Source organism: Lacticaseibacillus boliensis (genome assembly GCF_054784775.1).
On the sequence record NZ_BAAIHN010000017.1, the window covers coordinates 1 to 25,728 of the forward strand.

Genomic DNA, 25,728 nt, shown 5'->3' on the forward strand with positions numbered 1-25,728 from the left:
GTATATCTCGGTACACGACGCGTTGATGAATCATGACACGCGGGCAGTCTGGCGTCTCATCGATACTTATCAACCCGCAGGGACAACGATGGATACCACTATTGAGACCCTGAGAAAGAACCGTAGTGGTGTGTTAGCCGCAACGGCAAGCCCAAGATCAAATGGGCCTATTGAAGGCACCAACCGTTTGATCAAATCCCTGAAGCGTTCATGTTTCGGCTTTCGCAATCAAACCAATTTCTTCAATCGCATCTACCAATTAACTGCCTAAAATAACAAAAAGCCTCCTATCATGGAGACTTTCCTAAAAGATAAATTTATTCTTCAACACCAGTTGACGCAGAGCCAAAAAAAGACCCACCCGAAGGCGAGTCTTCTCAACGCATATTAGTCTTCTGCAACGAATGGAAGCAGGCCCATGATACGGGCGCGCTTGATCGCAACGGTCAGCTTGCGTTGGTTCTTAGCGCTGGTGCCGGTTACCCGACGTGGTAAGATCTTACCGCGTTCGGAAACGAAGCGTTCCAACAAGTTCGTGTCTTTGTAATCGATATATTCGATATGGTTAGCGGCGATGAAGTCGACTTTGCGACGACGACGGCCACCACGGCGTTGTTGTGCCATGAATGTCACTCCTTTTCAAAGATTCTTTTAGAATGGTAAATCGTCATCTGAGATGTCGATCGGTTGGCCGTTGTTGGCAAACGGATCGGCAGTATTGTTATTGGCGTCGTTTTTCTTGTTGCCGCCAAAGTTCGGTTGGTTGTTGCCACCGTTGTTAGATGACGTATTCGAGGAAGAGGATGGATTACCGCCAAAATTATTCTGGTTAGGCTGTTGTGCCCCACCAAAGTTGTTTTGGTTGTTGTAACCATTGTTCTGATTGCCACCCTGGTCAGGCTCTTGCGGCCGCGCTTCGGTCACTGCCCGTGATTCTAGCAAAGCAAAGTTTTCAACGACCACTTCGGTCACATAAACCCGCTGGCCTTGGTTGTTGTCGTAGTTCCGGGTCTGAATATGACCCATCACGCCGAGCAACGACCCTTTACGCGTAAAGTTGCTGAGGTTTTCAGCACTCTTACGCCAGATCACGCAGTTAATGAAGTCAGTTTCGCGCTGCCCTTGGGCGTTCGTGAATTGCCGATCAACGGCAAGCGTGAACGTCCCGACGGCAGTCCCGCTTTGGGTGTAGCGCAACTCGACATCCCGCGTTAAGCGGCCCGTTAAAGATACACTATTGATCATCCCTTAGCTCTCCTCTCGTAATTCGCGATGAATTAGTCTTCGCGCTTAACGATCATGTGACGCAAAATGTCGCCAGAGATCTTGGACAAGCGGTCGAATTCGTTGATCGCGTCGGCGTTTTCTTCAGTTGCGTTCACAATGTGATACGTACCTTCAGTGTACTTGCCGATTTCGTAAGCGAACTTACGCTTTTGCCAATCCTTAGAATCGATGATGGTAGCACCATTATCCTTCAAAATATTGTCAAAACGTTCGATCAAAGCAGCTTTGCCTTCTTCATCCATGTCAGGACGAATGATGTAGGTAATTTCATACTTCGTTTCAGCCATTTTAACTTTCACCTCCTTATGGACTTTGGCCCATCGGTCACCCGTGGGCAAGGAGTCGATGGCCTAAAAGGCCACATACTCACAAACTAGAATTATACCATAGCCAACGCCATAACTCAACATTTTTCTGTAAAGGCTACACGACAATAATCACTATCCGGGTTGGTGGGTCATGGCGGTATGAGTACGGACGGGGTGCACTGTGACGGGAGATGGCTGGAACGGTGCGAGGCGCTCGGGAGCTAACTCTCCGCAACGCTTCGAGTGGATCTCCCTCAACGCCTTTGTTGTAAGCGGCAAGCCGCTAACAACAACGTCGCGCCTGAGCCATCTCCCGTCTCCGCACACCCCGTCCTCACTTCTGTGTTCAATCATCGAAGGTAATGGTTTCTAAGAAAATAGAAATAGAATAGCCCCGGCGATAATTCTCGACGTATACATACTATCGGTGATTGATAGATTGTCTAGCGTTCATCACAACAGATTAACCCAATACACAGAATCCAGGGTGTGGGCGAAAGTGACGGAAGCAGGTCGATCTGACGTGGTGGCATCGTTGTTGGTGACTTGTCGCCATACAACCAGCGCAGGTGAAGATCCACTCGAAGCAAAGCTTCGAGTTAGCTTCGCCGAGCACCGCCTCCACGACAGATCGATCCTACTGGAGTCACTTTCGTCCACACCCGGCAGTTAACTAATCACCAAACAACATAGCCATCTCATCAAATAGATTCGCAATAATGGCCTTTTGCGAACTTACAGGCTGACCGTTTGGATGCGCATGATGTTCTTGTTCAATGAAATGTCTTCGATGATATCTGGCAGGTTCTGGTCGCGAGGGATCGAGATTTCGTAGATGTTGACGTAAGTCGTCTGCTCGCCGCTTTGGGTGACACGAAAATTCACATCGTTCACTTCGATGTGATGCTGTTCGAAATAATCTTGCAGGAACTTTTTCGTCTCTAATTTATGGTCATACTGGATCTCGATGCGCTTCATCGCGTTGACGTGGATGATCCGTTTGAGAAACAGCAACACCCCCATCACTGCGATGGCGCTGGCGATCGCGATCTGATAATCGCCCATCCCGATCGCCAGGCCTAGCCCAGCGACCGCCCAGAGGCTCGCGGCGGTCGTCAAGCCGCGCACGGTGCGGTGTTGGACGATGATCGTGCCGGCGCCGAGAAAGCCGATGCCGGAAACGACCTGCGCGATCAGCCGGGCATCGTCTGCGCGGATGACGCCAGCAAGGTGCGGATGGGCGAGCGCGATATTGAGGGCATCAAACCCGATCTCTTTTTGCACCAGCGCGACGATACAGGCGCCTAAACACACCAGCACGTGCGTCTTCATCCCCGCCGGCCGATTCTTATGTTCGCGATCATAGCCGATCACCGCTGAGACCAAGATCGCCAGCATCAAGCGCCCGACGATCTCGATCAAGCTCAATCGAAAAGTCATCTTATCCCTCCTTTATCATAAAAAAAGCCGAGGCCTCTTTTCAGAGGCCCCGGCGCGGTGGTGCTTATTCATCGTCTTCGTTGTTATTTGTGTCGTCTTCTGCGCGGCGTAAGAGTTCATCCACCTGCGCGTTGGCATCCCCGGCAGGCGCATCAGAAGCTTGCGGTGTCGCTTGATCAGAGGCATCTGCGTCAGTTTCTTCATCGGGTTCCTTGGCGAGTTTAGCCACGGTGACGACCTTCGTGCCGTCGTCGACCCGCATCAACCGGACCCCTAAGGTTGCCCGGCCTGTTTGCGAGACGTTGTCGATGCTGAAGCGGATCATGACGCCGGCATCGGTCACGGCCATGATGTCTTCATCGCCGGAAACCGTGGTGACGATCGCCAGCGGGCCGTTCTTTTCAGTGATGTTGGCGGTCTTGATCCCTTTACCACCGCGACCCTTGACCGGATACTCATGAGCAGCGGTCCGCTTGCCGTAGCCTTTTTCAGAAACGACGAGCACTTCAGAATCAGGGGCCAAAACGTCTGCGCCGACAACATAATCGTCGTCACGCAACCGGATCCCGCGTACCCCGGTGGCACTGCGACCCATCGACCGCACGTCAGCTTCTGAGAAGGTGACCGAGTAGCCGTTGTGGGTCCCGATCAGCATCGTGTCGGTGCCGGTTGTCGGGATCACGCGGCTGAGCTCGTCGTCTTCATGCATGTTCAACGCGATCAGCCCATTCTTGCGAATGTTGAGGAACTCGCTGACCGGCGTGCGCTTGACGACGCCGTGCTTCGTGACGAAGAACAAGAAGCCGTCGTTGTCATCGCTTGGATGCACGTTGATCACAGTCTGGATCTTTTCGTTGTTGTCGATCCCCAGCAGGTTGATGATCGGAATGCCTTTGGCCGTGCGCCCATATTCTGGGATCTCGTAGCCTTTGGCCCGATAAACCTTACCTGAGTTGGTGAAGAACAGCAACACATCATGCGTCGAGGTCGTTACCAGGTGCTCGACAAAATCATCGTCGTGCACGCCAGTCCCTTGGATCCCCCGACCGCCACGGTTTTGCGTCTTGAACTCGTCTGCAGGCAGGCGCTTGACGTAACCGTTATGCGTTAACGTGATTACCACGGTTTCTTCTTCAATCAGGTCTTCGTCTTCGATGTTCAAGTCTTCGCCGACCAGCAACTCGGTCCGCCGCTTGTCGCCAAACTTGCGCTGGATCTCCAGCAGTTCATCATAGATGATCTGGTGAACCCGTTGCGGATTAGCCAAGATGTCTTTGTAGTCGGCGATCGCTTTGCGGATCTCGCTCAACTCGTTTTCGACCTTGTCGCGTTCCAGACCGGTCAGACGAACCAGACGCATGTCCAGGATCGCCTGGCTTTGCTTGTCAGACAAGTTGTACTTGTCCATCAAGACGACCTTGGCCTTGTCCCCGGTTTCACTCCCACGGATAATGCTGATGATCGCATCGATATGATCGAGCGCGATCTTCAACCCTTCGAGGATATGTTCGCGTGCCTGCGCCTTTTTCAGTTCAAAAGCGGTCCGCCGCCGGATAACCTGCTCTTGGTGCTGCAGGTAATAGGTCAGGATCTCTTTGAGGCTGAGCGTCTTCGGGGCGCCGTTAACGATCGCGACCATGTTGAAGGAGAAGCCGGTTTGCAACGGTGTCAGCTTGAACAAGTTGTTCAAAACGACAGACGCCGACATGTCACGCCGGATATCGATCGTGATGCGCATCCCTTCGCGATCAGATTCATCGTTGAGATCTGTGATCCCTTCGATCTTCTTTTCACGCGCAAGTTCTGCGATCCGCTCGACCAACTTGGCCTTGTTGACCATGTAGGGGATCTCGGTGACGATAATGCGTTCGCGGCCAGACTTTTCGGTGACGATATCCGTTTTTGCCCGCACCGTGATGACGCCTTTGCCGGTTTCATAGGCGCGGCGAATACCGGACTTACCCAGTACCAAGGCCCCGGTTGGAAAATCAGGGCCTGGTAAGGCCGTCATCAAATCGGCGGTGGTGGCTTCCGGGTTGTCCATCAAAATGTGTAGCGCAGAGATGACTTCAGAAAGGTTGTGCGGCGGAATGTTGGTGGTCATCCCGACCGCGATCCCGGTCGCCCCGTTGACTAACAGGTTAGGAAAACGTGCCGGTAAGACGACGGGTTCTTTTTCCGTGCCATCATAGTTATCTTGATAGTCGATCGTATCTTTGTTGATGTCGCGCAACATTTCCATCGTGATCTTGCTCATCCGCGCTTCGGTATAACGCATTGCGGCGGCACCATCACCATCGACAGAGCCGAAGTTCCCGTGCCCGTCGACAAGCATGTAGCGGTATGAGAAGTCTTGCGCCATGCGCACCATACCTTCATAAATCGAAGAGTCCCCATGCGGATGGTATTTCCCCATGACATCCCCGACAATACGCGCAGACTTTTTATATGGCTTGTCTGGGGTCACCCCGAGTTCGTTCATCCCGTACAGAATCCGACGCTGAACCGGCTTGAGGCCGTCGCGTACGTCAGGCAAAGCCCGGGCGACAATAACACTCATCGCGTATTCCAGGAACGATGTCTTCATCGTTTTAGCCAGATTAACTGATGTGATCCGGCTTTCTTGGCGGTCATCCATTGACGCAATTGCTCCCTTCAAAGTTGTTTCAAGTACAGCTGGTGGCTGTAGGTTACGGTTAAATTTTTACGTTATGCGGCGGGGTGCGGTCGGCTAGGTGCCTGACCCGCTAAGTGCCGTTTCGTCGAGCTACTCGAGGCAACGCGCTAGGCATAACGGTCCTATCAGTTACGCAAACAAGTTTGCTTACTGATAGCACACGTTCTGCTACGCGCTAAAACCGCCTCGATCCGCTCTGGGTTTTTCGTCGAGCTGCGTGGCGCAACGCGGGTACAGCTAGCTACGCTATCGCACTCGGGGCCAAACCCGCCCCAAGCGGCGATAGCTAGGCTACCTGACCCGCTAAGTGCGCGCCACTCCGCTCTGGTTTAGGCGTCAATGTTCTTAGCATCAACGTAAACAGCGTTGTCTTCGATGAACTTGCGTCGTGGTTCGACCTTGTCGCCCATCAACATTTCGAAGATCCCGTCTGCAGCTTCCGCGTCTTCTGGCGAAACTCGCAGCAAGCGGCGTTTGTCAGGATCCATCGTGGTTTCCCACAGCTGGTTGGCGTCCATTTCACCAAGCCCTTTATAGCGCTGGATTTCAGGCTTAGGACTCGGCTGCAATGTGCCCAAGACCTCATCCAATTCTTCGTCGGAATCGATGTAACGCATCATCTTGCCTTGGCGGATCCGATACAACGGTGGCTGGGCGATGTAGACAAAGCCTGCATCCAACAGCGGCCGCATGTAGCGATAAATCAGCGTCAACAACAGCGTGCGGATATGCGCGCCGTCGACATCGGCATCGGTCATGATGATCAATTTGTGATAACGCGCCTTAGCGACGTCGAATTCTTCGCCGAAGCCTGTGCCCATCGCGGTGAACAGCGTCCGAATTTCTTCGTTGGCCAAGATGCGCTCCATCGAGGCCTTTTCCACGTTCAAGATCTTGCCTCGAATCGGTAAAATGGCCTGTGTCAGCCGGCTACGACCGGACTTGGCGGAACCACCGGCGGAATCCCCTTCGACGATAAACAATTCAGAGATCTCAGGGTCTTTGCTCGAGTTATCCGCCAGCTTACCGGGTAAGTTAGAGATTTCCAACCCAGACTTTTTCCGGGTGACTTCACGGGCACGCTTGGCAGCGGCACGCGCTTTGCTTGCCAGCAAAGATTTATCGACGACTTGGCGCGCTTCTGCTGGGTGTTCCATCAAGTACTTGGAGAAATGCTCGGAGAACGTCCGGTCAGTCACCGTCCGCGCGTCAGCGTTGCCAAGCTTGGTCTTGGTCTGCCCTTCAAACTGCGGATCAGGATGCTTGACGGAAACCACGGCGGTCATGCCTTCACGCACGTCTTCACCAGACAAAGCGTCATCAGACTCTTTGAGCTGGCCCGACTTGCGCGCGTAATCGTTGATCACCCGCGTCAAAGCGGCCTTGAAGCCCGTTTCATGCGTCCCACCTTCGTAGGTGTGGATGTTGTTGGCAAAGGTCATCAAGTTGGTGTGGTAATCGTCGGTGTATTGCAACGCGACTTCGACCGTGATGCCGTTAGCTTGGCCTTCAACATAGATCGGATCAGCCAGTACCGCAGTTTTGCCCTTATCCAAAAAGGCCACGTATTCCTTGATCCCACCTTCGTAATGGAAAACAAGCTTTTCATGCGTCTCAGCCCGCTTATCAGTGAAGGTCAGCTTCAAACCCTTGTTTAAAAAGGCCAGCTCGCGGATCCGTTGCGTCAAAATCTTGTCGTCGTAGGTCGTGGTTTCGGTGAAGATGTCAGGATCCGGCACAAAATGAACCTTAGTGCCATGCGCGTGTTCAGGCGCATCCCCGATCACCTTCATCTTAGTAGTCACCTTACCGCGTGAGAAATCCATGTAATAGTATTTCCCATCATGAGCTACGGTAACATCCAAGGAAGTCGACAGGGCGTTAACAACAGACGCACCAACCCCGTGCAACCCACCGGAAACTTTGTAGCCGCCACCGCCAAACTTACCGCCGGCGTGAAGGATGGTGAAGACCGTTTCCAGCGCTGGCATCCCTGTTTGCTTTTGGATGTCGACCGGGATCCCACGGCCATCATCGAACACGGTGATCGAATTATCAGGCTCAACCGTCACATCGATCGTCGATGCAAATCCGGCTAAGGCTTCATCGATCCCGTTATCGATAATTTCCCAGACCAAGTGGTGTAGCCCTTGGCTAGAGGTCGTCCCAATATACATCCCAGGACGCTTACGGACGGCTTCGAGCCCTTCGAGGACCTGGATCTGGCTGGCGTCATATTCCGCCGCTTTTTCTTCTTTAGCCTCAATTTGGGCTTCTTCTTTGTCAGTCACGACTTGTTTCCTCCTTCGTCAACTGCCCGTCTGCCACGTGGTAGACGGCTGGTGTGTCAATGATCTCCCGCGCGATCCCATCTAAGCTAGTGGTCGTCAGGAAGGTCTGCACCTTATTTTGAATTGCTTTAAGCAAGTGGGTCTGGCGATCATCATCAAGCTCAGACAACACGTCATCGAGTAGCAACACTGGGTATTCGCCGGTTTGCGACTTCATCAAATCGATCTCTGCGAGTTTTACCGCCAAGGCGGTCGTGCGCTGTTGGCCTTGACTGCCAAAATTCGCGACGTTTTTGTCGTTCACGATAAACGCAACATCATCTCGGTGCGGACCGACCAGTGTCGTTCCTTGTTCCAACTCGCGTGCCTGGTGCTTGGCGAGTAACTCACCCATGGTCGCGTAAGTTTTTTCAACATCGTCACGCACGTCTTCCGGCACCTGACTTTGATATTGGAACGTCAGCTTCTCGCGTCCCTTGGTGATGTCGCTGTGAATCTCCGCCGCAAAACCCGCCATCTGTTTCAACAGATGTGCCCGCCGCGTCACGATCTCGGCGCCTGCCGCGGCCAGCTGGTCGGACAACACATCCAGCAACACCATGTCTTTGGCCTGGTGATATTTTAGCTGCTTGAGATACGCGTTTCGCTGGCGCAAGGCGATCCGGTACTCGCTGAGCGTCTGCAAATACTTGACACTCATCTGGCCGAACTCCATATCAATGAACCGCCTGCGATTAGCCGGGCTGCCTTTGACGATCGCCAGGTCTTCCGGTGCGAACAACACAACGTTAAAATGGCCGACATAAGTCGACAACCGCGGCTGTTCGATCTTGTTGAGACGCGCCTTTTTGCCTAGCTTAGAAATCACCAGCTCCAGCTGATGCTTCCCAATTTCACGCGCCACCGTCCCTGTGATCTTGGCGAAATCAGCGCCGAAACGAATCAATTCCTTATCATTATTCGTCCGGTGACTACGCGCTAACGCTAACACATACACCGCTTCAAGCAAGTTGGTTTTGCCTTGCGCATTCTCTCCAATCAACACATTGATCTGCGGAGAAAAATCGACATCGACCTTGGCATAATTGCGGTAATTGCGTAGCGTCAGGTGTGTCAGCCTCATTCTGAAGCAGCCACGGCAATCTCAGTGCCGTCAGGCAACGTCGCCGTGTCACCGACACGCAACTTGCGACCACGCCGCGTATCTGCTTCACCATTCACCAAGACCCGGTTTTCTGCCAGGAACCACTTGGCTTGACCGCCGCTGTCGATCACCCCAGCATCTTTCAGTAATTGTCCCAGCGTGATGTATTCAGTCGAGATCTCAACTGTTGCCATTGAACGTCCACTCCCTTTGCCGTTAAGTTAATACTACCTATATATTATAGCTTTTTTTGGTGTGAAACACAATGTCATTAAGCGATTATAAGCCGCTATCACGCGTTTTATAGCGAATCAGTATCCCGCTACGTATATGCCCTTAAACGGCAAAAATGGCCAAATTTTTGCATTTGACCATTTTTGCCATATTATTCCGGTCCTGAGATCACCGTGAAACGGACTGTCGCGTTATATTGGCCAACTACAGGCGTTAGCTGTTGCTGTAACAGCCACTCAGCCTGTGTCAACGCCAAGACCTGATCTCCGCTGAAAGCCAACCGTTTGGTCTCGCCACCGGCGACCTGAGTGCCACCGGGCAAAACTAAAGCCGCCGGCATCCTGACACCGCTATTGGTTTGTACCGGCGACACCGCCACCTCAAGCTGCCAATCGCCGGTTTGCGTGATCGGCCAGTCGGCGATCCTAGCGTTGACGTGAATATCGTGCTGTAGCAAATCACTCACAGCAAAGGTGGACGTTGCACGTATTACCTGGGGTTGGTAGTGATACGCCACAGTGTTTGATTTGATAGGCACAGACTTTCCATCATACGAATAAATAAGTGTCACATAAATACTGCCGTCAGCGTGCCAATTATCTGGAATTGGAAGCGAAGGCGTATCGCTGGCGATTGTTTGGGCTTTACCGCCTTTGACGGTATAAGTCCAATTAAATGTCAACTTGGTGCCAGGCATTGGCTTGAGGTACAAAGCATCCAAGGTTATGGGGTGCCCTTCTACTGCCGTGATGTTAGCGAGGCCATATGATAACGTTTGAGTTTGGGGCTGTCCGTTGAGATAGAACGTAAATTCCTGAGTTTGCGGGTCTATATTTATCATTGTTCCATCCCACCAGGTTAGTGGATAAACATAATATATTGGCTTAGTAAGTCTCCATATGAAGGCATGCTCTCTTTGGTCAGGCTCAAACTCTTTTTTAATTTCAAGAAAATTGTTGCCACCGCTGCTCGTTGTCTCAAGCAGCGTCGGTAGTGGTGATAGTAACCGTTGTTTAGGCAGTGGCAATAATTGCCGGCTATTCACCGGATCCGTCACGTGCACGATAACTGTCCGAGTTATCACTGAACTTTGAGCCTTATCTGTCGTTAACTTTAAGTCAACTCGGTAGTCACCAGTATTAGCGAATCGGGCAATCACACCTAAATTGCTATTATTAGGGGTGACATATCCCGTAGATGATTCTGGAGTTGTTATCGTGCCATCATCGTTTAGCTTATACCACGTGCTTGCGAGACTCGTACTCGTTGCGGTGGTAACCGATAGATTGCCGGGTGCCGCATAGCCAAACGGAATAAACTCCTCCGTATTTATATAGGTCAATATCTCTGCCGGTGGTTCCCAAAACACGCCACCCTGCGCAGGATCATACGACACCACCGCTGACACCGCACTTGTTGGCGTCCCCCACCAACTTAATCCGATCACAACAAGTAACCACAATTTGCGCATCACAATACCTCCTCACCCCGTTTAGGTATAGATACGCTTTTGACCACGAAAAAAAGCCACCCTACGCGTAGCTTTTCGATTTGATAATAAAAATCACTCTTCAAACAAATTAAATAACACTAGAAAGTCCGCACCGGCGTAATCAGCTGGATGAAGTGCGCGTGATCTTCGGATGGGACCAGCGTGAATGGACGCAACGGCGCAGTGAAATCGATCTCAATGGTTGTTTGGCCAAATCCTTGCAAGGCATCCTTCATGTAGTCTGGGTTGAAGGAAATCTCAAGATTCTCGCCTGAAAGATGGTTGAACGACAAGGCTTCTTCCACGTTCCCGACATCCGGAGAGTTCCCGTAGATCGTCGCGGTTTGGGCCACAGTGTCCAAGTTCAGCTTAACGACGTTGTTTGCACTTTCGTGACTCAGCAAACTTGCACGTTGGATAGCGGCCAACAACACTGGTGCGTCGAACTCGATTTGCGTCGTACTTGAAGTCGGGATCAGGCGGCTGGTGTCTGGGTAGTTGCCTTCGAGCAACCGTGAGTAAAAGCTTGTCGCTCCGGCCACAAAAAGCACCTGGTTTTCCGCGAAACGGATCTCGACATTGGCGATATCATCCGTCAGCGTACGGCTGAGTTCAGACAGACTCTTCCCTGGGATGATGACATCATACTTAGTGCTACTTGGATTTGGCAATTCGATGACCCGTTGCGCCAGACGGTGTGAGTCCGTGGCTACGGCCAACAATTGATTGCCTTCGATCACAAGGTGGACACCGGTCAGTGTCGGCCGGTTTTCTTGGTTGCTGACGGCGATGACGGTTTGGTTGATCAGCTGCTTCAACACATCCGCTGGGACACTAAGCGGTTCTGGGTTGACGATCTCTGGCAGGCGCGGATAGTTGTTGGCGTCCAACCCGTTGATCGTGAATTCAGACGACCCACTGGTGATGACGGTTTGGAAATTCTCTTGAACGTCCACGGTCATTTTGGCTTCCGGCAGGCGCTTAACGATTTCGTTGAAAAAACGGGCAGGCAAAACGATGCTGCCGGTCGATTCGATCAATAGATCGTTGGTTTCAGCGTTGGCGTCGATGCGGGCTTCGATCGAGATATCGGCATCACTACCGGTAAGGACTAAGCCGTTATCGCTAAGGACTAACTTTAAGCCGGTCAAAATCGGAATGGTACTTTTGCTGGTAATGGCTCGGGAAACATCGTTCAGCGTTTTGATGAATGTTGAGCGCGTGATGGTGAATTTCATAGCAGACCTCCTGTGTCGGTGACTGTATATATAATAATGCTTTTTAAGTAATAGTAGTAGGCCCTGTGGACCTTGTGGATAACCTCGTGAAACCCGGTGAGATAACTTTTCCACCTGTGGATAAAATGTACGGAAAACTGCGGTTAACTTTGTGAGTTTTCCACAACCGCGATTTAGCCGCGGTTCTTCAGGCGATTTTTGAGTTCTATAATTTCAGTTTTCAATTGCTCATCTAAACCGAGTTGCTCGGCAATTTTTTCATGGGCGTGAATGACGGTGGTATGGTCTTTGCCGCCAAATTCTGCGCCGATCTTAGGTAGCGATGAATCGGTCATTTCGCGAGAAAGGTACATCGCGATCTGCCGCGGCATGACGATTTGCTTGACCCGCTTTTTGCCTTTGAGATCTGACACCGTCACTTGATAGTACTTGGCGACGACTTGTTGGATCTGGCCGATGGTCAGCGCGGAATCTTTGTCGGATAACTTGAGGCTCTTCAAGGCGTCTGCAGCGAGGCTGGTGGTGATGTCCGAATGGTTCATGGTCGCGTAAGCCTGGACGCGCACCAAGGCGCCTTCGAGTTCCCGGACGTTGGAATCGATCTGCCCAGCGATGTAAGACAAGGTGTCGTCAGGGATGACGAGGTGTTCCGCATCGGCTTTGTTACGCAAGATTGCGATCCGCGTTTCCAGATCTGGTGGCGTGATGTCGACGGATAATCCCCATTTGAAGCGCGACACCAAGCGTTCTTGAAGCTTCGGGATCTCGTTGGGTAGACGGTCTGAAGTTAACACGATCTGTTTTTTGTTTTCATATAAAGCGTTGAACGTATGGAAGAACTCTTCTTGGGTCGCTTCCTTGTCGCCAAAGAACTGAATGTCGTCGACTAAAAGCAGATCAACGTTGCGGTATTCTTGCCGGAACTGTTCCTGCTTCTTGGTTTGGATCGAGTTGATGAAGTCGTTGGCGAAGGCTTCACTCGTCACATACTTGACGTTGGCGTTGGGCTTGTACTCAACGAGTTGATGGCCGATCGCCTGCATCAGATGGGTCTTGCCCAACCCCACGCCACCGTATAAGAATAACGGATTGTACAAAACGCCGGGTTCTTCAGACACGACTAAGGCCGCAGCATGCGCCATCTGGTTCCCTTTGCCGGTGACGAAGGTGTCAAAAGTATATTTGGGATTGAGATGCGTCGTTTCCTTATAAGTTGGCACCACCGGTTTTGGCGTCGGCGTTTGGGCCTGCATGCCCAGGTCGACCGTTTCTTCCGGTAAGCTTCCTGAAATTTCAATGATCGGACTAATTTCAAGATTGTTATAGGCGAACGCCCACTCGACGACTTTGGTGACGAGTTTCTTCTCCCAATAACTTTTGTGTAACTCTGAAGGGACGCTGATGGTTAGCGTTGTCTCTGTCAGGCGTACAGGCTTGGCGTCTTTGATCCATGTGTTGAACCCAGTTGCAGTCAAGCTTGTGCGGAATTTGTCTTGTAAATACGCCCACAGTTCTTCAATAGTTGGCACCCTGAACCCTCCTTTAGCAAACCCACCCAGTGTGGATCAGCAGTTTCGTTTTGTCGCAGATGTATAAATATTCACGTCAAAAAAGACGCGCTGACGACAAAGTATCGCGAGTTTCAGTTTAGCATTTTTAACGAAAGTTTTCCACAAGCAAACGCGTTTTCCACACGATACACAACTAGGGGATAAGGTTAGTGACAGGGGTGTCGAAAACTTTTCCACAAGGCGGTGAACAGCACTGCTTGATATTAAAAAATAGACAACTTATGCACAATGACGTAACACAAAAATACCGCCAAGCAATGCGTGTTTCACAAGTTATAAACAAGTTAAAAACAACCTGTGGATAACTATTCAACACCCATGTTCACTTCCGGATAACCTGCTGATAGGCTGTGGATGACTGAAAAAATAAGATAGGGCAGTTTCACAACTTATACACAGATTTTCCGGAATTTTGCCGATTTTGTGGAAAAGACTTTTGCGCGAATTTTCATAGTAATGCTTGACGCACCTCTATGCAGTCCGTATAATGGGATAATGTTTGATAAGTAAATAGCGTTACTGAAAATAGTAATCAATTAATAGGAGGTGCTACCATGACCACCAAACGGACTTTCCAACCAAAGAAACGTCATCGCGAACGCGTCCATGGCTTCATGAAGCGCATGAGCACGAAGAACGGCCGTAAAGTTTTAGCTCGTCGTCGCGCTAAGGGACGTAAAGTATTATCTGCCTAAAAACCCCACTGACCGCGTCAGTGGTTTTTTTTTGCAAAACCGCGCCTAAATTCGGGCAAAATTCAACCTACATATAGGAAATATCACGAAACAGGTGCGCCGGCTCGGTGCATCTTGTATACTTAAGGACAGATTGTGAGGGAGAACTCGTGCGTAAGTCGTATCGCATCAAAAAAGAAGCTGAATTTCAAGATGTGTTTGATCACGGGCAGTCGGTAGCTAACCGTAATTTCGTGATCTATCACCTGCGTCGAGACCAACCACATTTTCGCGTTGGCATTTCGGTCGGCAAGAAAGTCGGGCACACGGCGGTCATGCGTAACCAAATCAAGCGTTACATCCGCCAAAGCCTGCTAGAGCTCAAACCGCAGATCGATCCCCAGATGGATTTTCTGGTGATCGCGCGGCGTGGGGCTAGCAAGTTAGACATGGCAGAAACCAAGAAGAACTTGGTGCATGTCTTGAACCTGGCTGAAGTCTTGAGCCCCGATGTCGATATCATCTAGTACACGAAAGAAGGATACACGTGAGTAAGAAAACCGTTAAGCGGCTGGTTACCGTTCTCGGCTTGCTGTGCATGGCAGTTGTGCTGACGGCTTGCGGGACATCGACGGTTACCGTTCATAGTACTGGTTTTTGGGATCGGTACGTGATCTATAACGCCGCGCAGTTCATTCTATGGTTAGCCAAGCTCTTTGGAGGCAACCCCGGGATCGGGATCATCGTCTTCACCTTGCTGGTGCGGATCATTATCTTCCCATTAAGTTATATTTCGTTGAAGAGCATGGGCAAGCAGCAAGAAATCGCGCCGCAGCTCAAAGACTTGCAGAAGAAATATAGTTCTAAGGATCCTGACACGCAGCGTAAGTTGCAACAAGAGACGCAGAAGCTGTACGCAGAAGAAGGCATCAACCCGATCATGGGCTGTTTACCGATCGCGATTCAGATGCCGTTCCTGTTTGCTTTGTATCAGGCCATCTTCCGGACCAAGGAACTGAACACCGGCCATTTCTTGTGGCTTAACTTGGCGCAACCCGATCCGTATTGGGTAATGCCGATCTTGGCCGCGGTCTTCACGCTGTTGACCAGTCTGGTGTCGACGCTGGCCCAACCGCAGCGCAACAACATGTCGTGGGCGATGGTTGCGATCTCGCCGATCATGATTTTGGTCATGGCGTTCCAATTCCCAAGTGCGCTGGCAATCTACTGGGTTGTCACCAACGCCTTCTCGTTGGCCCAGACGTTCTTGATCCAAAATCCCTTCAAACTGCGGCGTCAACGTGAAGAAAAAGCACAGGCAGAAAGAGAACGCGAGCGTGCCAAGCGCAGAGCTTTAAAGCGAGCTTTGAAAAAGCATTAGTCGTGCAGACGCGCCGGTAGCTTGCTGCCGACGCGTTTTTTTGCCACTTAAGCTGGAGACGATTTGGAGGAGAAGCATGCCGACTTTTCAAGGAACAACGATTCAAAAGGCAATTGATCTTGGCTTGCAGACGCTTGGCGTTGCCCGTGAGGCCGTCAGTGTCGATGTGATCCAAGAAGGAAAAAAGGGGCTGTTCGGGCTCGGTAAAAAAGCGGCGATCGTCAACTTGAAGTTGCTGGCCCCGGAACCTGAGCCAGAACCAGCCCCGAAACCGGCCCCAAAACATCACCACCACCCGCAACACCATCCGGCGGCAGGCTCGCTACATAAGCGCGATGACCAAACTGCGATAGCGTTAGTCCAAAGCTACCTCGAAGACATCGTGCGTGAGCTCGGGATCACGGCGACGATCGATAGCACGCGGCACGGGGATAAGGTGTGGTTTGCCATCAATACGGACAAAGAAGCCCAGCTGATTGGTAAACACGGGAAGATCATCAACGCGATTCAATACCTCGCGCAGACTGAATTCAACCGCTATGGTAAATCCAAGTGGACGATCATGCTAAACGTCGGGGACTATCGCGAACGCCGTGACAGTGCCGTCAGACGACTGGCGGGTAAAACTGCGCGTGAAGTCATCGCGCGCGGGACTGCCGTTTATCTGGATCCGATGCCTTCGTTTGAACGCAAGGCGATCCACGCCGAACTGGTCGATAATGACTATGTCGAGACCCATTCTGAAGGCATCGATCCGCGGCGTTATGTTGTGATCACACCGAAGCGGCGGGTGTAGCTAGCTAACCTGATCCGCTAAGTGCGTGCCACTTCGCTCCGAATCGTCGAGCTACACAGGACAACGGTATTGCATATAAGCCGTCTCGGTCACGCGCGGCTTTGCCGCACGCACCCAAGCCGTCTTATATACATGCCTAAACCCGTCCTGTTTCGCTCTGGTTTCGTCGAGCTACGTGGCACAACGCGGGTACAGCTAGCTACGCCATCCGACCCGCTAAATGCGTGCCACTTCGCTCTGGGTTTTGACAAGCCGTGTACTTTTAGTTAGAATTAACACGAAAATCAACTGATGAAGTAGTCAAAGTGCTTTGTCCAGCCGTCGGTCATTCAATATGAGCGACGGCTGGATGGTGCGCTTTTTTGTTTGAGAAAGGAAGCATATTGTGGCAACGACCGTTACAGAATATGACACCATTGCGGCGATTTCGACGCCGCCTGGCGAAGGGGCGATCAGCATCGTCCGGCTTTCGGGCGAATCAGCGATCGCAACCGCGCAAGAGCTGTTCAAGGGTAAAGATCTGACGCAAGTCGCGACGCATACGATCAATTACGGCCATATCTTAGATCCGGACACCGATGCGGTGGTCGATGAAGTGATGGTCAGCGTGTTGCGCGCACCCAAAACCTATACCCGCGAAGACATGGTAGAGATCAACTGCCATGGGGGGATCGTGCCAACCAACCGCATCTTACAGCTGCTTCTTGGGCTGGGCGCGCGGTTGGCGGAACCTGGGGAATTCACCAAGCGGGCCTTCTTAAACGGCCGGGTGGATCTGACTCAGGCCGAGTCTGTGATGGATCTGATCCGGGCCAAAACCGACCGGGCGATGCAGGTGGCCGTCGATCAGCTCGATGGCGATCTGCGGCGCTTGATCACGAATCTGCGCCAAGAGATCCTTGATGTTTTGGCGCAAGTCGAGGTCAATATCGACTATCCAGAATATGATACCGATCAGATGACGACGCAGATGCTTCAAGAAAAAGCCCAGATGGTGCTGGCCAAAGTTGATGAGCTGCTACAAACTGCGAGTCAAGGCAAGGTCTTGCGCGACGGGCTGGCGACGGCCATCGTCGGCCGACCCAACGTCGGGAAGTCGAGTCTGCTCAACCACATGCTGCACGAAGATAAGGCCATCGTCACCGACGTTGCCGGCACCACGCGCGATGTCTTGGAAGAATATGTGAACGTCCGCGGCGTCCCGCTGAAGCTGGTCGATACCGCGGGGATCCGTGACACCGAAGATAAGGTCGAAAAAATCGGCGTTGAACGCTCACGCCGGGCGATCACGCAAGCCGATTTGATTTTGCTGGTGCTCGACGCCAGCCAGCCGCTGACGACAGAAGACGAGCAATTGTTGACGGCGACCGCCGACAAGCGGCGGATCGTGGTGCTGAACAAGCAGGATCTGCCAACGGCGCTGGAATTGGGCGGCCGGGTCGATAAATCACAGATTGTGCGGACGTCGATCACCACCGGCGCAGGCGTGGACGCGCTAGACACCAAGATCGCGGATCTGTTCAACGCCGGTATCGAGAACTCGCAGGCGACGACAATGGTCACCAACGCGCGTCAGATCGGGCTGCTGCGGCAAGCAAAAACGAGCCTGCAAAGCGTTTTAGACGGGATCCAAGCGGGGATGCCGATCGATCTTGTGCAGATCGATATGACGGCCGCCTGGGACAAGCTGGGCGAGATCACAGGGGATGCCGCGCCTGATGAATTGATCACGCAGCTGTTCTCCCAATTTTGTTTAGGAAAATAAGCTGGGAATATTTCCCGGGAAATTATCAGATTAAAGGAGTAGTCATGCCAGAAGTTCGTGAATATGAAGCCAGCACCTATGATGTGGTGGTGGTTGGTGCCGGTCATGCCGGTTGTGAAGCCGCGCTAGCCGCTGCACGGATGGGAAATAAGACGCTGCTGATCACCATCAGCTTGGAAATGCTGGCATTCATGCCTTGCAATCCAAGTGTTGGCGGGCCGGCCAAGGGGATCGTTGTGCGCGAAATCGATGCTTTAGGCGGCGAGATGGCACACAACATCGATAAGACCTACATCCAGATGCGGATGCTCAACACCGGCAAGGGCCCGGCGGTACGCGCCTTACGCGCCCAGGCCGACAAGGCGGCTTACCACCGGAGCATGAAGGCGACCATCGAAGCTGAACCGAATCTTGATTTGCGCCAAGGGCTGGTTGAACGCCTGCTGGTGGAAGACGGAACTTGTGTCGGCGTGGTCGCGGCGACTGGGGCACGTTATCGCGCCAAAAGTGTCGTTTTAACCGCCGGCACCTCGAGTCGTGGGAAAATCATCATCGGGGAGCTGATGTACTCCAGCGGCCCTAATAACAGCTTACCGAGCATCCGGCTTTCCGAGAGTCTGGAAGCTAACGGCTTCAAGCTCCGCCGGTTCAAGACCGGGACCCCGCCACGTGTGGTTGGGAATTCGATCGACTTTGACAAAACCGACGAGCAACCAGGCGATACAACGCCGAATCATTTTAGCTTCATGACCCCAGATTCTGTGTACCTCAAAGACCAGCTCTCTTGCTGGATGACTTACACTAACAGCAAAACTCACGATATTATCCGTGAAAACCTCGATCGTGCCCCGATGTTTTCCGGCGTGATCAAAGGCGTTGGCCCGCGTTACTGCCCGTCGATCGAAGACAAGGTCGTGCGGTTTGCCGACAAGCCGCGGCATCAGCTGTTCTTGGAACCGGAAGGCCGGGACACCGACGAATATTATGTTGGCGATTTCTCGACATCGATGCCGGAAGAAGTGCAGCTCAAGATGCTCCATTCTGTCGCCGGGCTCGAGCATGCTGAACTGATGCGGCCAGGCTACGCCATTGAATATGACATCATCGAGCCTTGGCAGTTGACCGCGACGCTGGAAACCAAAGTGGTGCGCAATCTTTTCACCGCTGGCCAGATGAACGGGACTTCCGGCTATGAAGAAGCCGCCGGCCAAGGCCTGATCGCTGGCATCAACGCCGGTTTGCGCGCCCAAGACAAGCCTGGCTTCACCCTACGGCGCTCTGATGCCTACATTGGTGTCATGATCGACGATCTTGTTACCAAAGGCACCAACGAGCCGTACCGCCTGCTGACGAGCCGTGCAGAATATCGCCTGATCTTGCGGCACGACAATGCGGACTTGCGCTTGACCGAGATGGGCCGGCAACTGGGCTTGATCCCGGATGCGCGCTACGCCCAGTTCGTCGCCAAAAAAGACGCGATCGAAGCAGAACGCAAGCGCCTTGAAACCACCCGCCTGCGGCCTAAGGATGTGAATCCTTGGCTGGCCGAGCGCAACCTGCCGGCATTAAAAGACGGCGTGTTGGCCGCTGATTTCTTGCGGCGGCCAGAGGTCAGCTATGCTGATTTGATGCAGTTTGTGCCCGCACCTGAGCCGGTTGGCCGCTATGTTTCTGAAGAAGTGACGGTCCAGATCAAGTACGCCGGCTACATCGACAAGGAGATGCAAAGCATCGCCAAGTTGAAGCGGATGGAAGCCAAGAAGATTCCTGACAAGTTAGACTATTCAGCAATCAACGGCTTGGCGACCGAAGCGCGGCAGAAGTTGACCAAGATCCAGCCGCAAACGCTAGCGCAAGCCAGCCGGATCTCCGGGGTCAACCCGGCCGACGTCGCCATCTTGTCGGTGTATATCGAACAAGGACGACTCGCCAAAGTACAATAACAACAAAATCGCCGCAACCAGAATATTTTCTGGCTGCGGCGATTTTTGACTGTTGGTGATTTTAACGAACGACCAACAAGCTGATCAAGACCCCAACTAAAACGACCCCGACGATCCCTTTGAGCGTGTAGGAAGCGCGGTTGCCGGTGTGGGTGCGAAGCTCTAACCCGATGAGGGCAACGGTGACGATCAAGGCGGTAACGACCATGATCAGCAGTTTGATGACAAGAGCATCCATGTTATACCTCCAAATCGAAGTAAGGGTTCAGGCGTTTTTGGATGGCATGGATCTGCAACAGGTCGATCTTCGGGAGCAGCCGGTAAATAAACCCGGCGAAGGTGTCGCGATGGAACTTATAGTCCATGCGGCCGAGACGCTGTTCATGATCGTTGTCGTCGCGCTCCCATACCTCAAGGTTATAAGGTGCGTCTGGGACGAGGGTAATATAACAATTATCGTTAAGCCAAACGATGGGTTTCAAAGACGATTGATCGATCACAACAATACCTCCAAGTTATCTTATCTGTGTGCAACGGATGTGGGATGCACATCCCAAGCGCCAACGCGGTTTCTATTATAGCAGAAATACCGCGCGACAAAATAATGGCGAGCTTGTGAATCATCGTTCACAAGCGTCTCGGTGGCATGCTGGCGGGGCTGGTGATGTCAAGGCTTAATTTGCTGATACAGGCCGGTATAACAGCGTTACCCGTTGACGGCGTAGCGACCGGCCAAGAAAATATTTATTTTCCCCCGCGGCGGGTGGTCCTGTTTCCTTCACAAACGCTGGTGTTGGCGCGGCGGCGAACGATGGCACAAAACGAGATTATTGTTAGCGCCATAAACGCCAATTTGAAGACAAGCAAACCGTTATAGACGTTATTTAATCGAGTGTTCAGATCAAATTGAAGTGGCGTAGCGCCTTAGGGATGCCACCGTGGAGGTAGTCATCGGTTTGATAATCAGCGATCGCGGCCACCTGGGGCAAGGCGTTGCCCATGGCCACGCCAACGGTCGCGGCTTTGAGGATCGTGATGTCGTTGTTGCCGTCACCGAAGGCATACGTGGGCAGGCCGGCCAAGTCGGGCTGTTGCATCAACAACTTAAGGCCAGTCGCTTTGGATTGACCGGCGTTGACGATGTCTAAGGCGTGTTCGCCGTTGCGATAGAAGGCAAATTCTGGGAAAGCGGCGCGATATTTTTCAGCGCGCGCGTCGCCTTGTTCGTTGTGCGCTAAGAAGATCAAGAGCATGCAGACTGCTTCGCGGGTGTAAAAGGTGGTGTCGATCGGTGGTGGGGTCTGGCGGGCGATTACGTAGTTGGCATCAGACTCTGCTGTGGTCATCGATAAGGCGGCACCGTTGGAGTTGTAATAAGCCAACGCGACATCATGAGCGGTCGCCAAGTTGGTCAGGCGGGTCAGCTGAGGTTGGCCCATCGGACTCTGATATAAGTGGGTGCCGGCGTGAAAGACGTCAGCGCCGTTGGCGGCGATGGCGCTGGGAATATGGCCGACGCGCATCCAATCCGCGAGCTCATAATAGTTGCGGCCGGTCGAGATGACAGTTAAGACGTGATTGGCGTTAAGTGCTTCTAAGGCCGCGAGGTTTTCTTCTGGAATCTGTTTTTGCGGGTTCAAAAGGGTCTTATCGAGATCGAACAGTGCGACTGCCTTGTATGTCAAAAGCGTGTCCTCCATAAGTAAAAGATGGTTCTAGTTTAGCATAGAATCCGCCTCTAGCAGGAGGTGCTTCTCGACAAACGTGGTACGCTAGACGCAACTGGGTATTTAATTGGAGGAGGAAACATATGGAAGCTTTATTGAAGGTATCTGGGCTGAAGAAATCATTTGGCAAAAAACAGGTGCTTCATGGCGTGGATTTTACCGTTGCTTCAGGACGCGTCGTTGGCTTAGTTGGGCCTAACGGTGCGGGGAAAAGCACGATCATGAAGGCGATTTTGGGCTTAATTCCCACCGACGCGGGCGATATCGCGATCGCCGGAGAGCCGGTGGCCATGACTAGCCACAAGGCGCTACGACATGTCGGCGCGCTGATCGAGTATCCCGGGATCTATCCGTTTTTGACCGGCAGACAGCACCTTGAGTTGTTTGCGGCCAAGCGCAACAAGGCGACACATGTGGCAGAAGTCACTGCGGCGCTAGGCATGACCGATTACATCAATAAACCAGCGAAGTCTTATTCACTGGGGATGAAACAAAAGCTTGGTATCGCCCAAGCCTTGGTCGATCGTCCCCAGTTGGTCATCCTCGATGAGCCGATGAACGGCCTGGATCCGCAGGCGGTCAAGGATCTGCGCGATACCATCCGGACGCAGGCGGCCAGTGGCACCAGTTTCTTGATCTCCAGCCACATTCTGGCAGAATTAGAGAAGGTGGCTGATGATATCTTGATCTTAGATCATGGCCAGATCGTTCGGCAAAGCACGATGGATGATCTGACTGAAGCTGGTGGCGTGGTTTATCTGCTCAAAACCGTCGATAATCGCGCGGCGCTGGCCGCGTTGCAGGCTGCCCACGTGCCGGTCGACGGCGACAACGCGCAACTGCGCTTGGCAGTTACCAACAGCACCGGATTGAACCAAGCGCTGACGTCACTGGTGAACGCCGGCATCGCGATTCAAGATATCACCAAGGCGCATCATGACCTCGAACAGTCCTTCTTGGACATGGTGGCACATGACAAGGAGGCGCAATAATGGGGACGTTGGTCAAACAAGAACTGTTCAAGCTCACACATAAAAAAGGAACCTGGTTTGCCGTGATCTTCATGGTCTTAGTCCAGGTCGGGTTTGCCGGGCTACGGCTGAAGTATCCAGATTTCATGGCGTTGCCTAGGTTGATTGCCAATGGTTATATCGGTGGGATGCTGGTGTTGTTTATCATGATCGCCAGTTGTGCATCGACGATCGCGATGGAGTTTCAATACGGCACGATCAAACAGTTGCTGTACCGCCAGTATTATCGTAGCCAAGTTTTCGTCAGCAAGCTGATCGTCTTGGTGTTACAACTGGTCGTTTTGCAGGCGATCGCCTGTGCTGTGTCGTTTTTGTTGACGGTGATCTTGTTCCCTGAATTTGACTGGCAACAATCCGTTGCTGGCGGGAACACTTGGATCCAACAATATGGGTTGGCGTTAGCCGGTAACCTGTTGATGATGCTATTATTATTGAGTGTGGTGGTGTTGCTGGCGACGTTGTTCAAAACCAACGCCGCGGCGATCGCGACCGGCTTCATTGGCTACTTCGTGATCCAGGCGGCTGCAAGTCTGATCTTGTTGCTGATTCAAAAATGGGAATGGCTGAAGTGGAATCCGTTCACCATGTTGCTGATTGGGTCGCAAATGGCGGCCCCAAAGGTTTATTCGCCGCTGACGCACCTCGACACCGGGATAATGGCGCTTTGTACGTTCGGTTATACGGTCTTGTTTACCCTGATTGCTTATCTCAGTTTCCGTCGCCGCAGTGTTTAAGGAGGAATTCTCATGTCAGAAATGCTTGTGACCACCACTGAAAATATTCCCGGTCGTCATTACGAGATCATCGGTGAGGTGTTTGGCCTCACCACGCAGTCCAAGAACGTCTTTTCGAATATCGGGGCCGGCCTGAAGAATGTCGTGGGCGGCGAAATTAAGGCCTACACCAGCATGTTGCACGACTCGCGGGAAAAAGCCATCGAGCGCTTGCGTGACGAGGCCGCGGCCAAAGGTGCAGATGCCGTTGTGATGATGCGCTTTGATTCTGGGGCGATCGGCGGGGATATGCAATCCGTCGCCGCTTATGGCACGGCAGTAAAGTTTATCGACTGATCCTGTAATGCCGCTGAATGCGCTATAATAAAGGCAAAAGCGCGAGGGGGCGGTCACGTGGCCACAGTCGAGTTGAATCGGTACACAGTCGTCAATGATCAAAATGAGTTTTTAGAAGCAGACAACTTATTGTTGTTGCCGGTGTGGACGCAAGACATCCGCAAAATGTGGTTGACCGCTAGCCAGCTAGAGGCCCAAAAAGTGGCCAATCAAGTCCATGCCACGGCGTGTCGGTTGCAGGTGACTGCATTGGCCGATAATCCCGCCGCAACAAAGCATCGTGGGATCCCAGTGGCGGTGCAACAACAGATCGTGTCGTTACGAGCGCAAAACATGAGCTACCGCCAGATCGCCGCACTGTTGCACATTTCTAAATCTACCGTCGGTAATATCTTGAATCGCTAGGCGGTTAAGGCTTGAAGCGTGATTTCCCGGGAAATCTGCTTCAAGCTTTTTTTGCGAAATTTTTGACAAGCACAATTAATAAAGACTATACTTTTCAGTATAAATGAGTACGTTTTATATGCATTGCTTGTCGGGAATGCGGGTCAATATTCCGGGGGGAAAGTTGCATCTCACATCGGGTTAAGATGTGAGATAATACTGATTGACAAGGTTTAGCGTTATCAAATCAACTGACGCGGGGTTTTTCTACTAAAGCCCGCGTCTATTGACGTATAATGGAGAATAAGGCAGATAAGGAAGTGATAAGCATGGCGGTCCCAAAATATCAGGTGATTGCAGACGAAATTCGGCGGCGGATCCATACGAACGTTTATCCGGCGAAATCGTTGATCCCTGACCAAAATTCGCTGGCAAAAGAATTCGGTGTCAGCCGGATGACGATCAAAAAAGCGCTTGATGGTTTGGCCACTGAAGGCTTGATCTACAAACGTTCCGGCTTGGGGACGTACGTTCTTGGTGACATTTCGGTTCACACTAGCGATTCGCCGGCCGAACGGTTTGATGGACTGACGCAGCAAGAAGGCGCAGGACACGTCACCTCCAGTGTGATCGGGTTTGATGTGACGATGCCTTCCGAACTGGTACAAAAAAAGCTTGATATCGCTGCGGACGAGCCGGTGTATATGATCGATCGTCTGCGTTTGGTCGATAAAGTGCCACGGGTGTTGGAGCACACGATCTTCCCGTTGAAGCTGGTGCCAGGCTTGACGCATGACATCTTGTTGGGGTCGATCTATGATTATATCCATCACGACCTCCACTTGAAGTTTGGTGGCGCCTTGCGCCGGATCAACGCGACGTTGGCGACAGACTATGATGTGGCCCATCTGCAGGCGACCAAAGGCGAGCCGGTACTCGAGGTCGAACAGGTGGTTTGGTTGCCGACTGGTGAGAATCTCGAATATTCGACCAGCCGCAACCTTGCGAGCTGGCGTGGTTACACGGTATTAGATATCAATAACGACTGACCTGAAGCTGCCGATCCTCGGCGGCTTTTTTTTGCGTATTGAGGGGTTGGTATGTTAGCTTAGAAACAGAGGATTAGTCTTTAATCTTACATGGATGTGTCAGCTAATATAACATGTCTCATGGACAAACGTTTGAACAATAGGTAGAATTTAAACTGGTTTTTCAAAAATCTGAGAAAGTGGTGTGTTGTATGAAACGAAAGTGGCTATGGTCCACCTTGTTCGC

26 protein-coding genes are annotated in these 25,728 nt (G+C 52.1%); 12 read left to right on the plus strand and 14 right to left on the minus strand.

All coding sequences use genetic code 11. The annotated features are described in order from the left end of the window. Window positions 1-271: transposase (locus ACYVRB_RS08185; RefSeq protein WP_461214672.1), on the plus strand; the 271-nt coding region annotated here is incomplete at its 5' end. 116 nt (window positions 272-387) lie between these two features. On the opposite strand, the gene rpsR is transcribed toward ACYVRB_RS08185, so the two are convergent. The 11 genes from rpsR to dnaA form a co-directional block, all read right to left on the minus strand. Next, window positions 388-624 (minus strand): 30S ribosomal protein S18, encoded by a 237-nt coding sequence (gene rpsR / locus ACYVRB_RS08190; protein WP_225049327.1) that lies wholly within the window; start codon window positions 622-624, stop codon window positions 388-390. A gap of 27 nt (window positions 625-651) precedes the next feature. Continuing rightward, on the minus strand, window positions 652-1,245 hold the full coding sequence (gene ssb, locus ACYVRB_RS08195; RefSeq protein WP_461214673.1) for a single-stranded DNA-binding protein: 594 nt from the start codon (window positions 1,243-1,245) through the stop codon (window positions 652-654). Window positions 1,246-1,277: 32 nt separating this feature from the next. Beyond that, window positions 1,278-1,574 carry a 30S ribosomal protein S6 gene (rpsF, locus tag ACYVRB_RS08200; RefSeq protein WP_461214674.1) on the minus strand — a complete coding sequence of 99 codons (297 nt, stop codon included), beginning with the start codon at window positions 1,572-1,574 and terminating at the stop codon, window positions 1,278-1,280. Window positions 1,575-2,330: 756 nt separating this feature from the next. Then, window positions 2,331-3,035 (minus strand): MgtC/SapB family protein, encoded by a 705-nt coding sequence (locus ACYVRB_RS08205; RefSeq protein ID WP_461214675.1) that lies wholly within the window; start codon window positions 3,033-3,035, stop codon window positions 2,331-2,333. A gap of 64 nt (window positions 3,036-3,099) precedes the next feature. After that, on the minus strand, window positions 3,100-5,673 hold the full coding sequence (gene gyrA / locus ACYVRB_RS08210) for a DNA gyrase subunit A (protein ID WP_461214676.1): 2,574 nt from the start codon (window positions 5,671-5,673) through the stop codon (window positions 3,100-3,102). Between the two features lie 368 nt (window positions 5,674-6,041). Next, window positions 6,042-8,003 (minus strand): DNA topoisomerase (ATP-hydrolyzing) subunit B, encoded by a 1,962-nt coding sequence (gene gyrB, locus ACYVRB_RS08215; RefSeq protein ID WP_461214677.1) that lies wholly within the window; start codon window positions 8,001-8,003, stop codon window positions 6,042-6,044. Further along, window positions 7,996-9,126 carry a DNA replication/repair protein RecF gene (gene recF, locus ACYVRB_RS08220; RefSeq protein WP_461214678.1) on the minus strand — a complete coding sequence of 377 codons (1,131 nt, stop codon included), beginning with the start codon at window positions 9,124-9,126 and terminating at the stop codon, window positions 7,996-7,998. The genes gyrB and recF overlap by 8 nt, the downstream gene beginning before the upstream one ends. Continuing rightward, window positions 9,123-9,341 (minus strand): S4 domain-containing protein YaaA, encoded by a 219-nt coding sequence (gene yaaA / locus ACYVRB_RS08225; RefSeq protein WP_461214679.1) that lies wholly within the window; start codon window positions 9,339-9,341, stop codon window positions 9,123-9,125. Before yaaA ends, recF begins: the two co-directional genes overlap by 4 nt. 191 nt (window positions 9,342-9,532) lie before the next feature. Next, window positions 9,533-10,852, minus strand: a complete 1,320-nt coding sequence (locus ACYVRB_RS08230; RefSeq protein WP_461214680.1) for a hypothetical protein — start codon at window positions 10,850-10,852, stop codon at window positions 9,533-9,535. Window positions 10,853-10,971: 119 nt separating this feature from the next. Continuing rightward, on the minus strand, window positions 10,972-12,111 hold the full coding sequence (dnaN, locus tag ACYVRB_RS08235) for a DNA polymerase III subunit beta (protein WP_461214681.1): 1,140 nt from the start codon (window positions 12,109-12,111) through the stop codon (window positions 10,972-10,974). Between the two features lie 173 nt (window positions 12,112-12,284). Further along, window positions 12,285-13,640 (minus strand): chromosomal replication initiator protein DnaA, encoded by a 1,356-nt coding sequence (gene dnaA / locus ACYVRB_RS08240; protein WP_461214682.1) that lies wholly within the window; start codon window positions 13,638-13,640, stop codon window positions 12,285-12,287. A gap of 596 nt (window positions 13,641-14,236) precedes the next feature. Between dnaA and rpmH the strand changes: the two genes are divergently transcribed. The 6 genes from rpmH to mnmG all read left to right on the plus strand — a co-directional run bounded on the left by rpmH (window position 14,237) and on the right by mnmG (window position 20,241). After that, complete coding sequence (gene rpmH, locus ACYVRB_RS08245) at window positions 14,237-14,377, plus strand: 50S ribosomal protein L34 (RefSeq protein WP_003568442.1); 141 nt, start codon at window positions 14,237-14,239, stop codon at window positions 14,375-14,377. A gap of 149 nt (window positions 14,378-14,526) precedes the next feature. Next, a complete protein-coding gene (gene rnpA / locus ACYVRB_RS08250; RefSeq protein ID WP_461214683.1) occupies window positions 14,527-14,883 on the plus strand; it encodes a ribonuclease P protein component in 357 nt (118 codons plus the stop codon). A gap of 71 nt (window positions 14,884-14,954) precedes the next feature. Next, window positions 14,955-15,737 (plus strand): YidC/Oxa1 family membrane protein insertase, encoded by a 783-nt coding sequence (locus tag ACYVRB_RS08255; protein ID WP_461214734.1) that lies wholly within the window; start codon window positions 14,955-14,957, stop codon window positions 15,735-15,737. Between the two features lie 76 nt (window positions 15,738-15,813). Continuing rightward, window positions 15,814-16,533 (plus strand): RNA-binding cell elongation regulator Jag/EloR, encoded by a 720-nt coding sequence (jag, locus tag ACYVRB_RS08260; protein ID WP_461214684.1) that lies wholly within the window; start codon window positions 15,814-15,816, stop codon window positions 16,531-16,533. A gap of 385 nt (window positions 16,534-16,918) precedes the next feature. Next, the gene (mnmE, locus tag ACYVRB_RS08265; RefSeq protein ID WP_461214685.1) at window positions 16,919-18,298 is read left to right on the plus strand and encodes a tRNA uridine-5-carboxymethylaminomethyl(34) synthesis GTPase MnmE; all 1,380 of its coding nucleotides are present in this window, start codon (window positions 16,919-16,921) and stop codon (window positions 18,296-18,298) included. 44 nt (window positions 18,299-18,342) lie between these two features. Continuing rightward, window positions 18,343-20,241 carry a tRNA uridine-5-carboxymethylaminomethyl(34) synthesis enzyme MnmG gene (mnmG, locus tag ACYVRB_RS08270; protein ID WP_461214686.1) on the plus strand — a complete coding sequence of 633 codons (1,899 nt, stop codon included), beginning with the start codon at window positions 18,343-18,345 and terminating at the stop codon, window positions 20,239-20,241. A gap of 61 nt (window positions 20,242-20,302) precedes the next feature. On the opposite strand, the gene ACYVRB_RS08275 is transcribed toward mnmG, so the two are convergent. The 3 genes from ACYVRB_RS08275 to ACYVRB_RS08285 all read right to left on the minus strand — a co-directional run bounded on the left by ACYVRB_RS08275 (window position 20,303) and on the right by ACYVRB_RS08285 (window position 21,941). Beyond that, complete coding sequence (locus tag ACYVRB_RS08275) at window positions 20,303-20,479, minus strand: hypothetical protein (protein WP_461214687.1); 177 nt, start codon at window positions 20,477-20,479, stop codon at window positions 20,303-20,305. A 1-nt stretch (window position 20,480) separates the two neighbouring features. Continuing rightward, window positions 20,481-20,741 carry a hypothetical protein gene (locus ACYVRB_RS08280; RefSeq protein ID WP_461214688.1) on the minus strand — a complete coding sequence of 87 codons (261 nt, stop codon included), beginning with the start codon at window positions 20,739-20,741 and terminating at the stop codon, window positions 20,481-20,483. 396 nt (window positions 20,742-21,137) lie between these two features. Further along, window positions 21,138-21,941, minus strand: a complete 804-nt coding sequence (locus ACYVRB_RS08285) for a Cof-type HAD-IIB family hydrolase (protein WP_461214689.1) — start codon at window positions 21,939-21,941, stop codon at window positions 21,138-21,140. 110 nt (window positions 21,942-22,051) lie between these two features. Here ACYVRB_RS08285 and ACYVRB_RS08290 point away from each other — a divergent pair, with 110 nt between their 5' ends. From ACYVRB_RS08290 to ACYVRB_RS08310, 5 genes are all read left to right on the plus strand, one after another. Continuing rightward, window positions 22,052-22,960 carry an ABC transporter ATP-binding protein gene (locus tag ACYVRB_RS08290; protein WP_461214690.1) on the plus strand — a complete coding sequence of 303 codons (909 nt, stop codon included), beginning with the start codon at window positions 22,052-22,054 and terminating at the stop codon, window positions 22,958-22,960. Further along, complete coding sequence (locus ACYVRB_RS08295) at window positions 22,960-23,733, plus strand: ABC transporter permease (RefSeq protein WP_461214691.1); 774 nt, start codon at window positions 22,960-22,962, stop codon at window positions 23,731-23,733. The genes ACYVRB_RS08290 and ACYVRB_RS08295 overlap by 1 nt, the downstream gene beginning before the upstream one ends. A gap of 12 nt (window positions 23,734-23,745) precedes the next feature. Then, window positions 23,746-24,069: a heavy metal-binding domain-containing protein gene (locus ACYVRB_RS08300; RefSeq protein ID WP_461214692.1), complete on the plus strand. Its 324-nt coding sequence runs from the start codon at window positions 23,746-23,748 to the stop codon at window positions 24,067-24,069. A 57-nt stretch (window positions 24,070-24,126) separates the two neighbouring features. After that, complete coding sequence (locus ACYVRB_RS08305; protein ID WP_461214693.1) at window positions 24,127-24,474, plus strand: transposase family protein; 348 nt, start codon at window positions 24,127-24,129, stop codon at window positions 24,472-24,474. 308 nt (window positions 24,475-24,782) lie between these two features. Further along, window positions 24,783-25,502: a GntR family transcriptional regulator gene (locus tag ACYVRB_RS08310; protein WP_461214694.1), complete on the plus strand. Its 720-nt coding sequence runs from the start codon at window positions 24,783-24,785 to the stop codon at window positions 25,500-25,502. Window positions 25,503-25,728 lie beyond the last annotated feature (226 nt).

What these genes read in the sequence shown, in the direction of transcription:
- rpsR (WP_225049327.1), bottom strand. Translation starts at nt 624, where the DNA reads ATGGCACAACAACGCCGTGGTGGCCGTCGTCGTCGCAAAGTCGACTTC.
- ssb (WP_461214673.1), bottom strand. Translation starts at nt 1,245, where the DNA reads ATGATCAATAGTGTATCTTTAACGGGCCGCTTAACGCGGGATGTCGAG.
- rpsF (WP_461214674.1), bottom strand. Translation starts at nt 1,574, where the DNA reads ATGGCTGAAACGAAGTATGAAATTACCTACATCATTCGTCCTGACATG.
- ACYVRB_RS08205 (WP_461214675.1), bottom strand. Translation starts at nt 3,035, where the DNA reads ATGACTTTTCGATTGAGCTTGATCGAGATCGTCGGGCGCTTGATGCTG.
- gyrA (WP_461214676.1), bottom strand. Translation starts at nt 5,673, where the DNA reads ATGGATGACCGCCAAGAAAGCCGGATCACATCAGTTAATCTGGCTAAA.
- recF (WP_461214678.1), bottom strand. Translation starts at nt 9,126, where the DNA reads ATGAGGCTGACACACCTGACGCTACGCAATTACCGCAATTATGCCAAG.
- yaaA (WP_461214679.1), bottom strand. Translation starts at nt 9,341, where the DNA reads ATGGCAACAGTTGAGATCTCGACTGAATACATCACGCTGGGACAATTA.
- ACYVRB_RS08230 (WP_461214680.1), bottom strand. Translation starts at nt 10,852, where the DNA reads ATGCGCAAATTGTGGTTACTTGTTGTGATCGGATTAAGTTGGTGGGGG.
- dnaN (WP_461214681.1), bottom strand. Translation starts at nt 12,111, where the DNA reads ATGAAATTCACCATCACGCGCTCAACATTCATCAAAACGCTGAACGAT.
- rpmH (WP_003568442.1), top strand. Translation starts at nt 14,237, where the DNA reads ATGACCACCAAACGGACTTTCCAACCAAAGAAACGTCATCGCGAACGC.
- ACYVRB_RS08255 (WP_461214734.1), top strand. Translation starts at nt 14,955, where the DNA reads ATGGCAGTTGTGCTGACGGCTTGCGGGACATCGACGGTTACCGTTCAT.
- jag (WP_461214684.1), top strand. Translation starts at nt 15,814, where the DNA reads ATGCCGACTTTTCAAGGAACAACGATTCAAAAGGCAATTGATCTTGGC.
- mnmG (WP_461214686.1), top strand. Translation starts at nt 18,343, where the DNA reads ATGCCAGAAGTTCGTGAATATGAAGCCAGCACCTATGATGTGGTGGTG.
- ACYVRB_RS08275 (WP_461214687.1), bottom strand. Translation starts at nt 20,479, where the DNA reads ATGGATGCTCTTGTCATCAAACTGCTGATCATGGTCGTTACCGCCTTG.
- ACYVRB_RS08285 (WP_461214689.1), bottom strand. Translation starts at nt 21,941, where the DNA reads ATGGAGGACACGCTTTTGACATACAAGGCAGTCGCACTGTTCGATCTC.
- ACYVRB_RS08290 (WP_461214690.1), top strand. Translation starts at nt 22,052, where the DNA reads ATGGAAGCTTTATTGAAGGTATCTGGGCTGAAGAAATCATTTGGCAAA.
- ACYVRB_RS08295 (WP_461214691.1), top strand. Translation starts at nt 22,960, where the DNA reads ATGGGGACGTTGGTCAAACAAGAACTGTTCAAGCTCACACATAAAAAA.
- ACYVRB_RS08300 (WP_461214692.1), top strand. Translation starts at nt 23,746, where the DNA reads ATGTCAGAAATGCTTGTGACCACCACTGAAAATATTCCCGGTCGTCAT.
- ACYVRB_RS08310 (WP_461214694.1), top strand. Translation starts at nt 24,783, where the DNA reads ATGGCGGTCCCAAAATATCAGGTGATTGCAGACGAAATTCGGCGGCGG.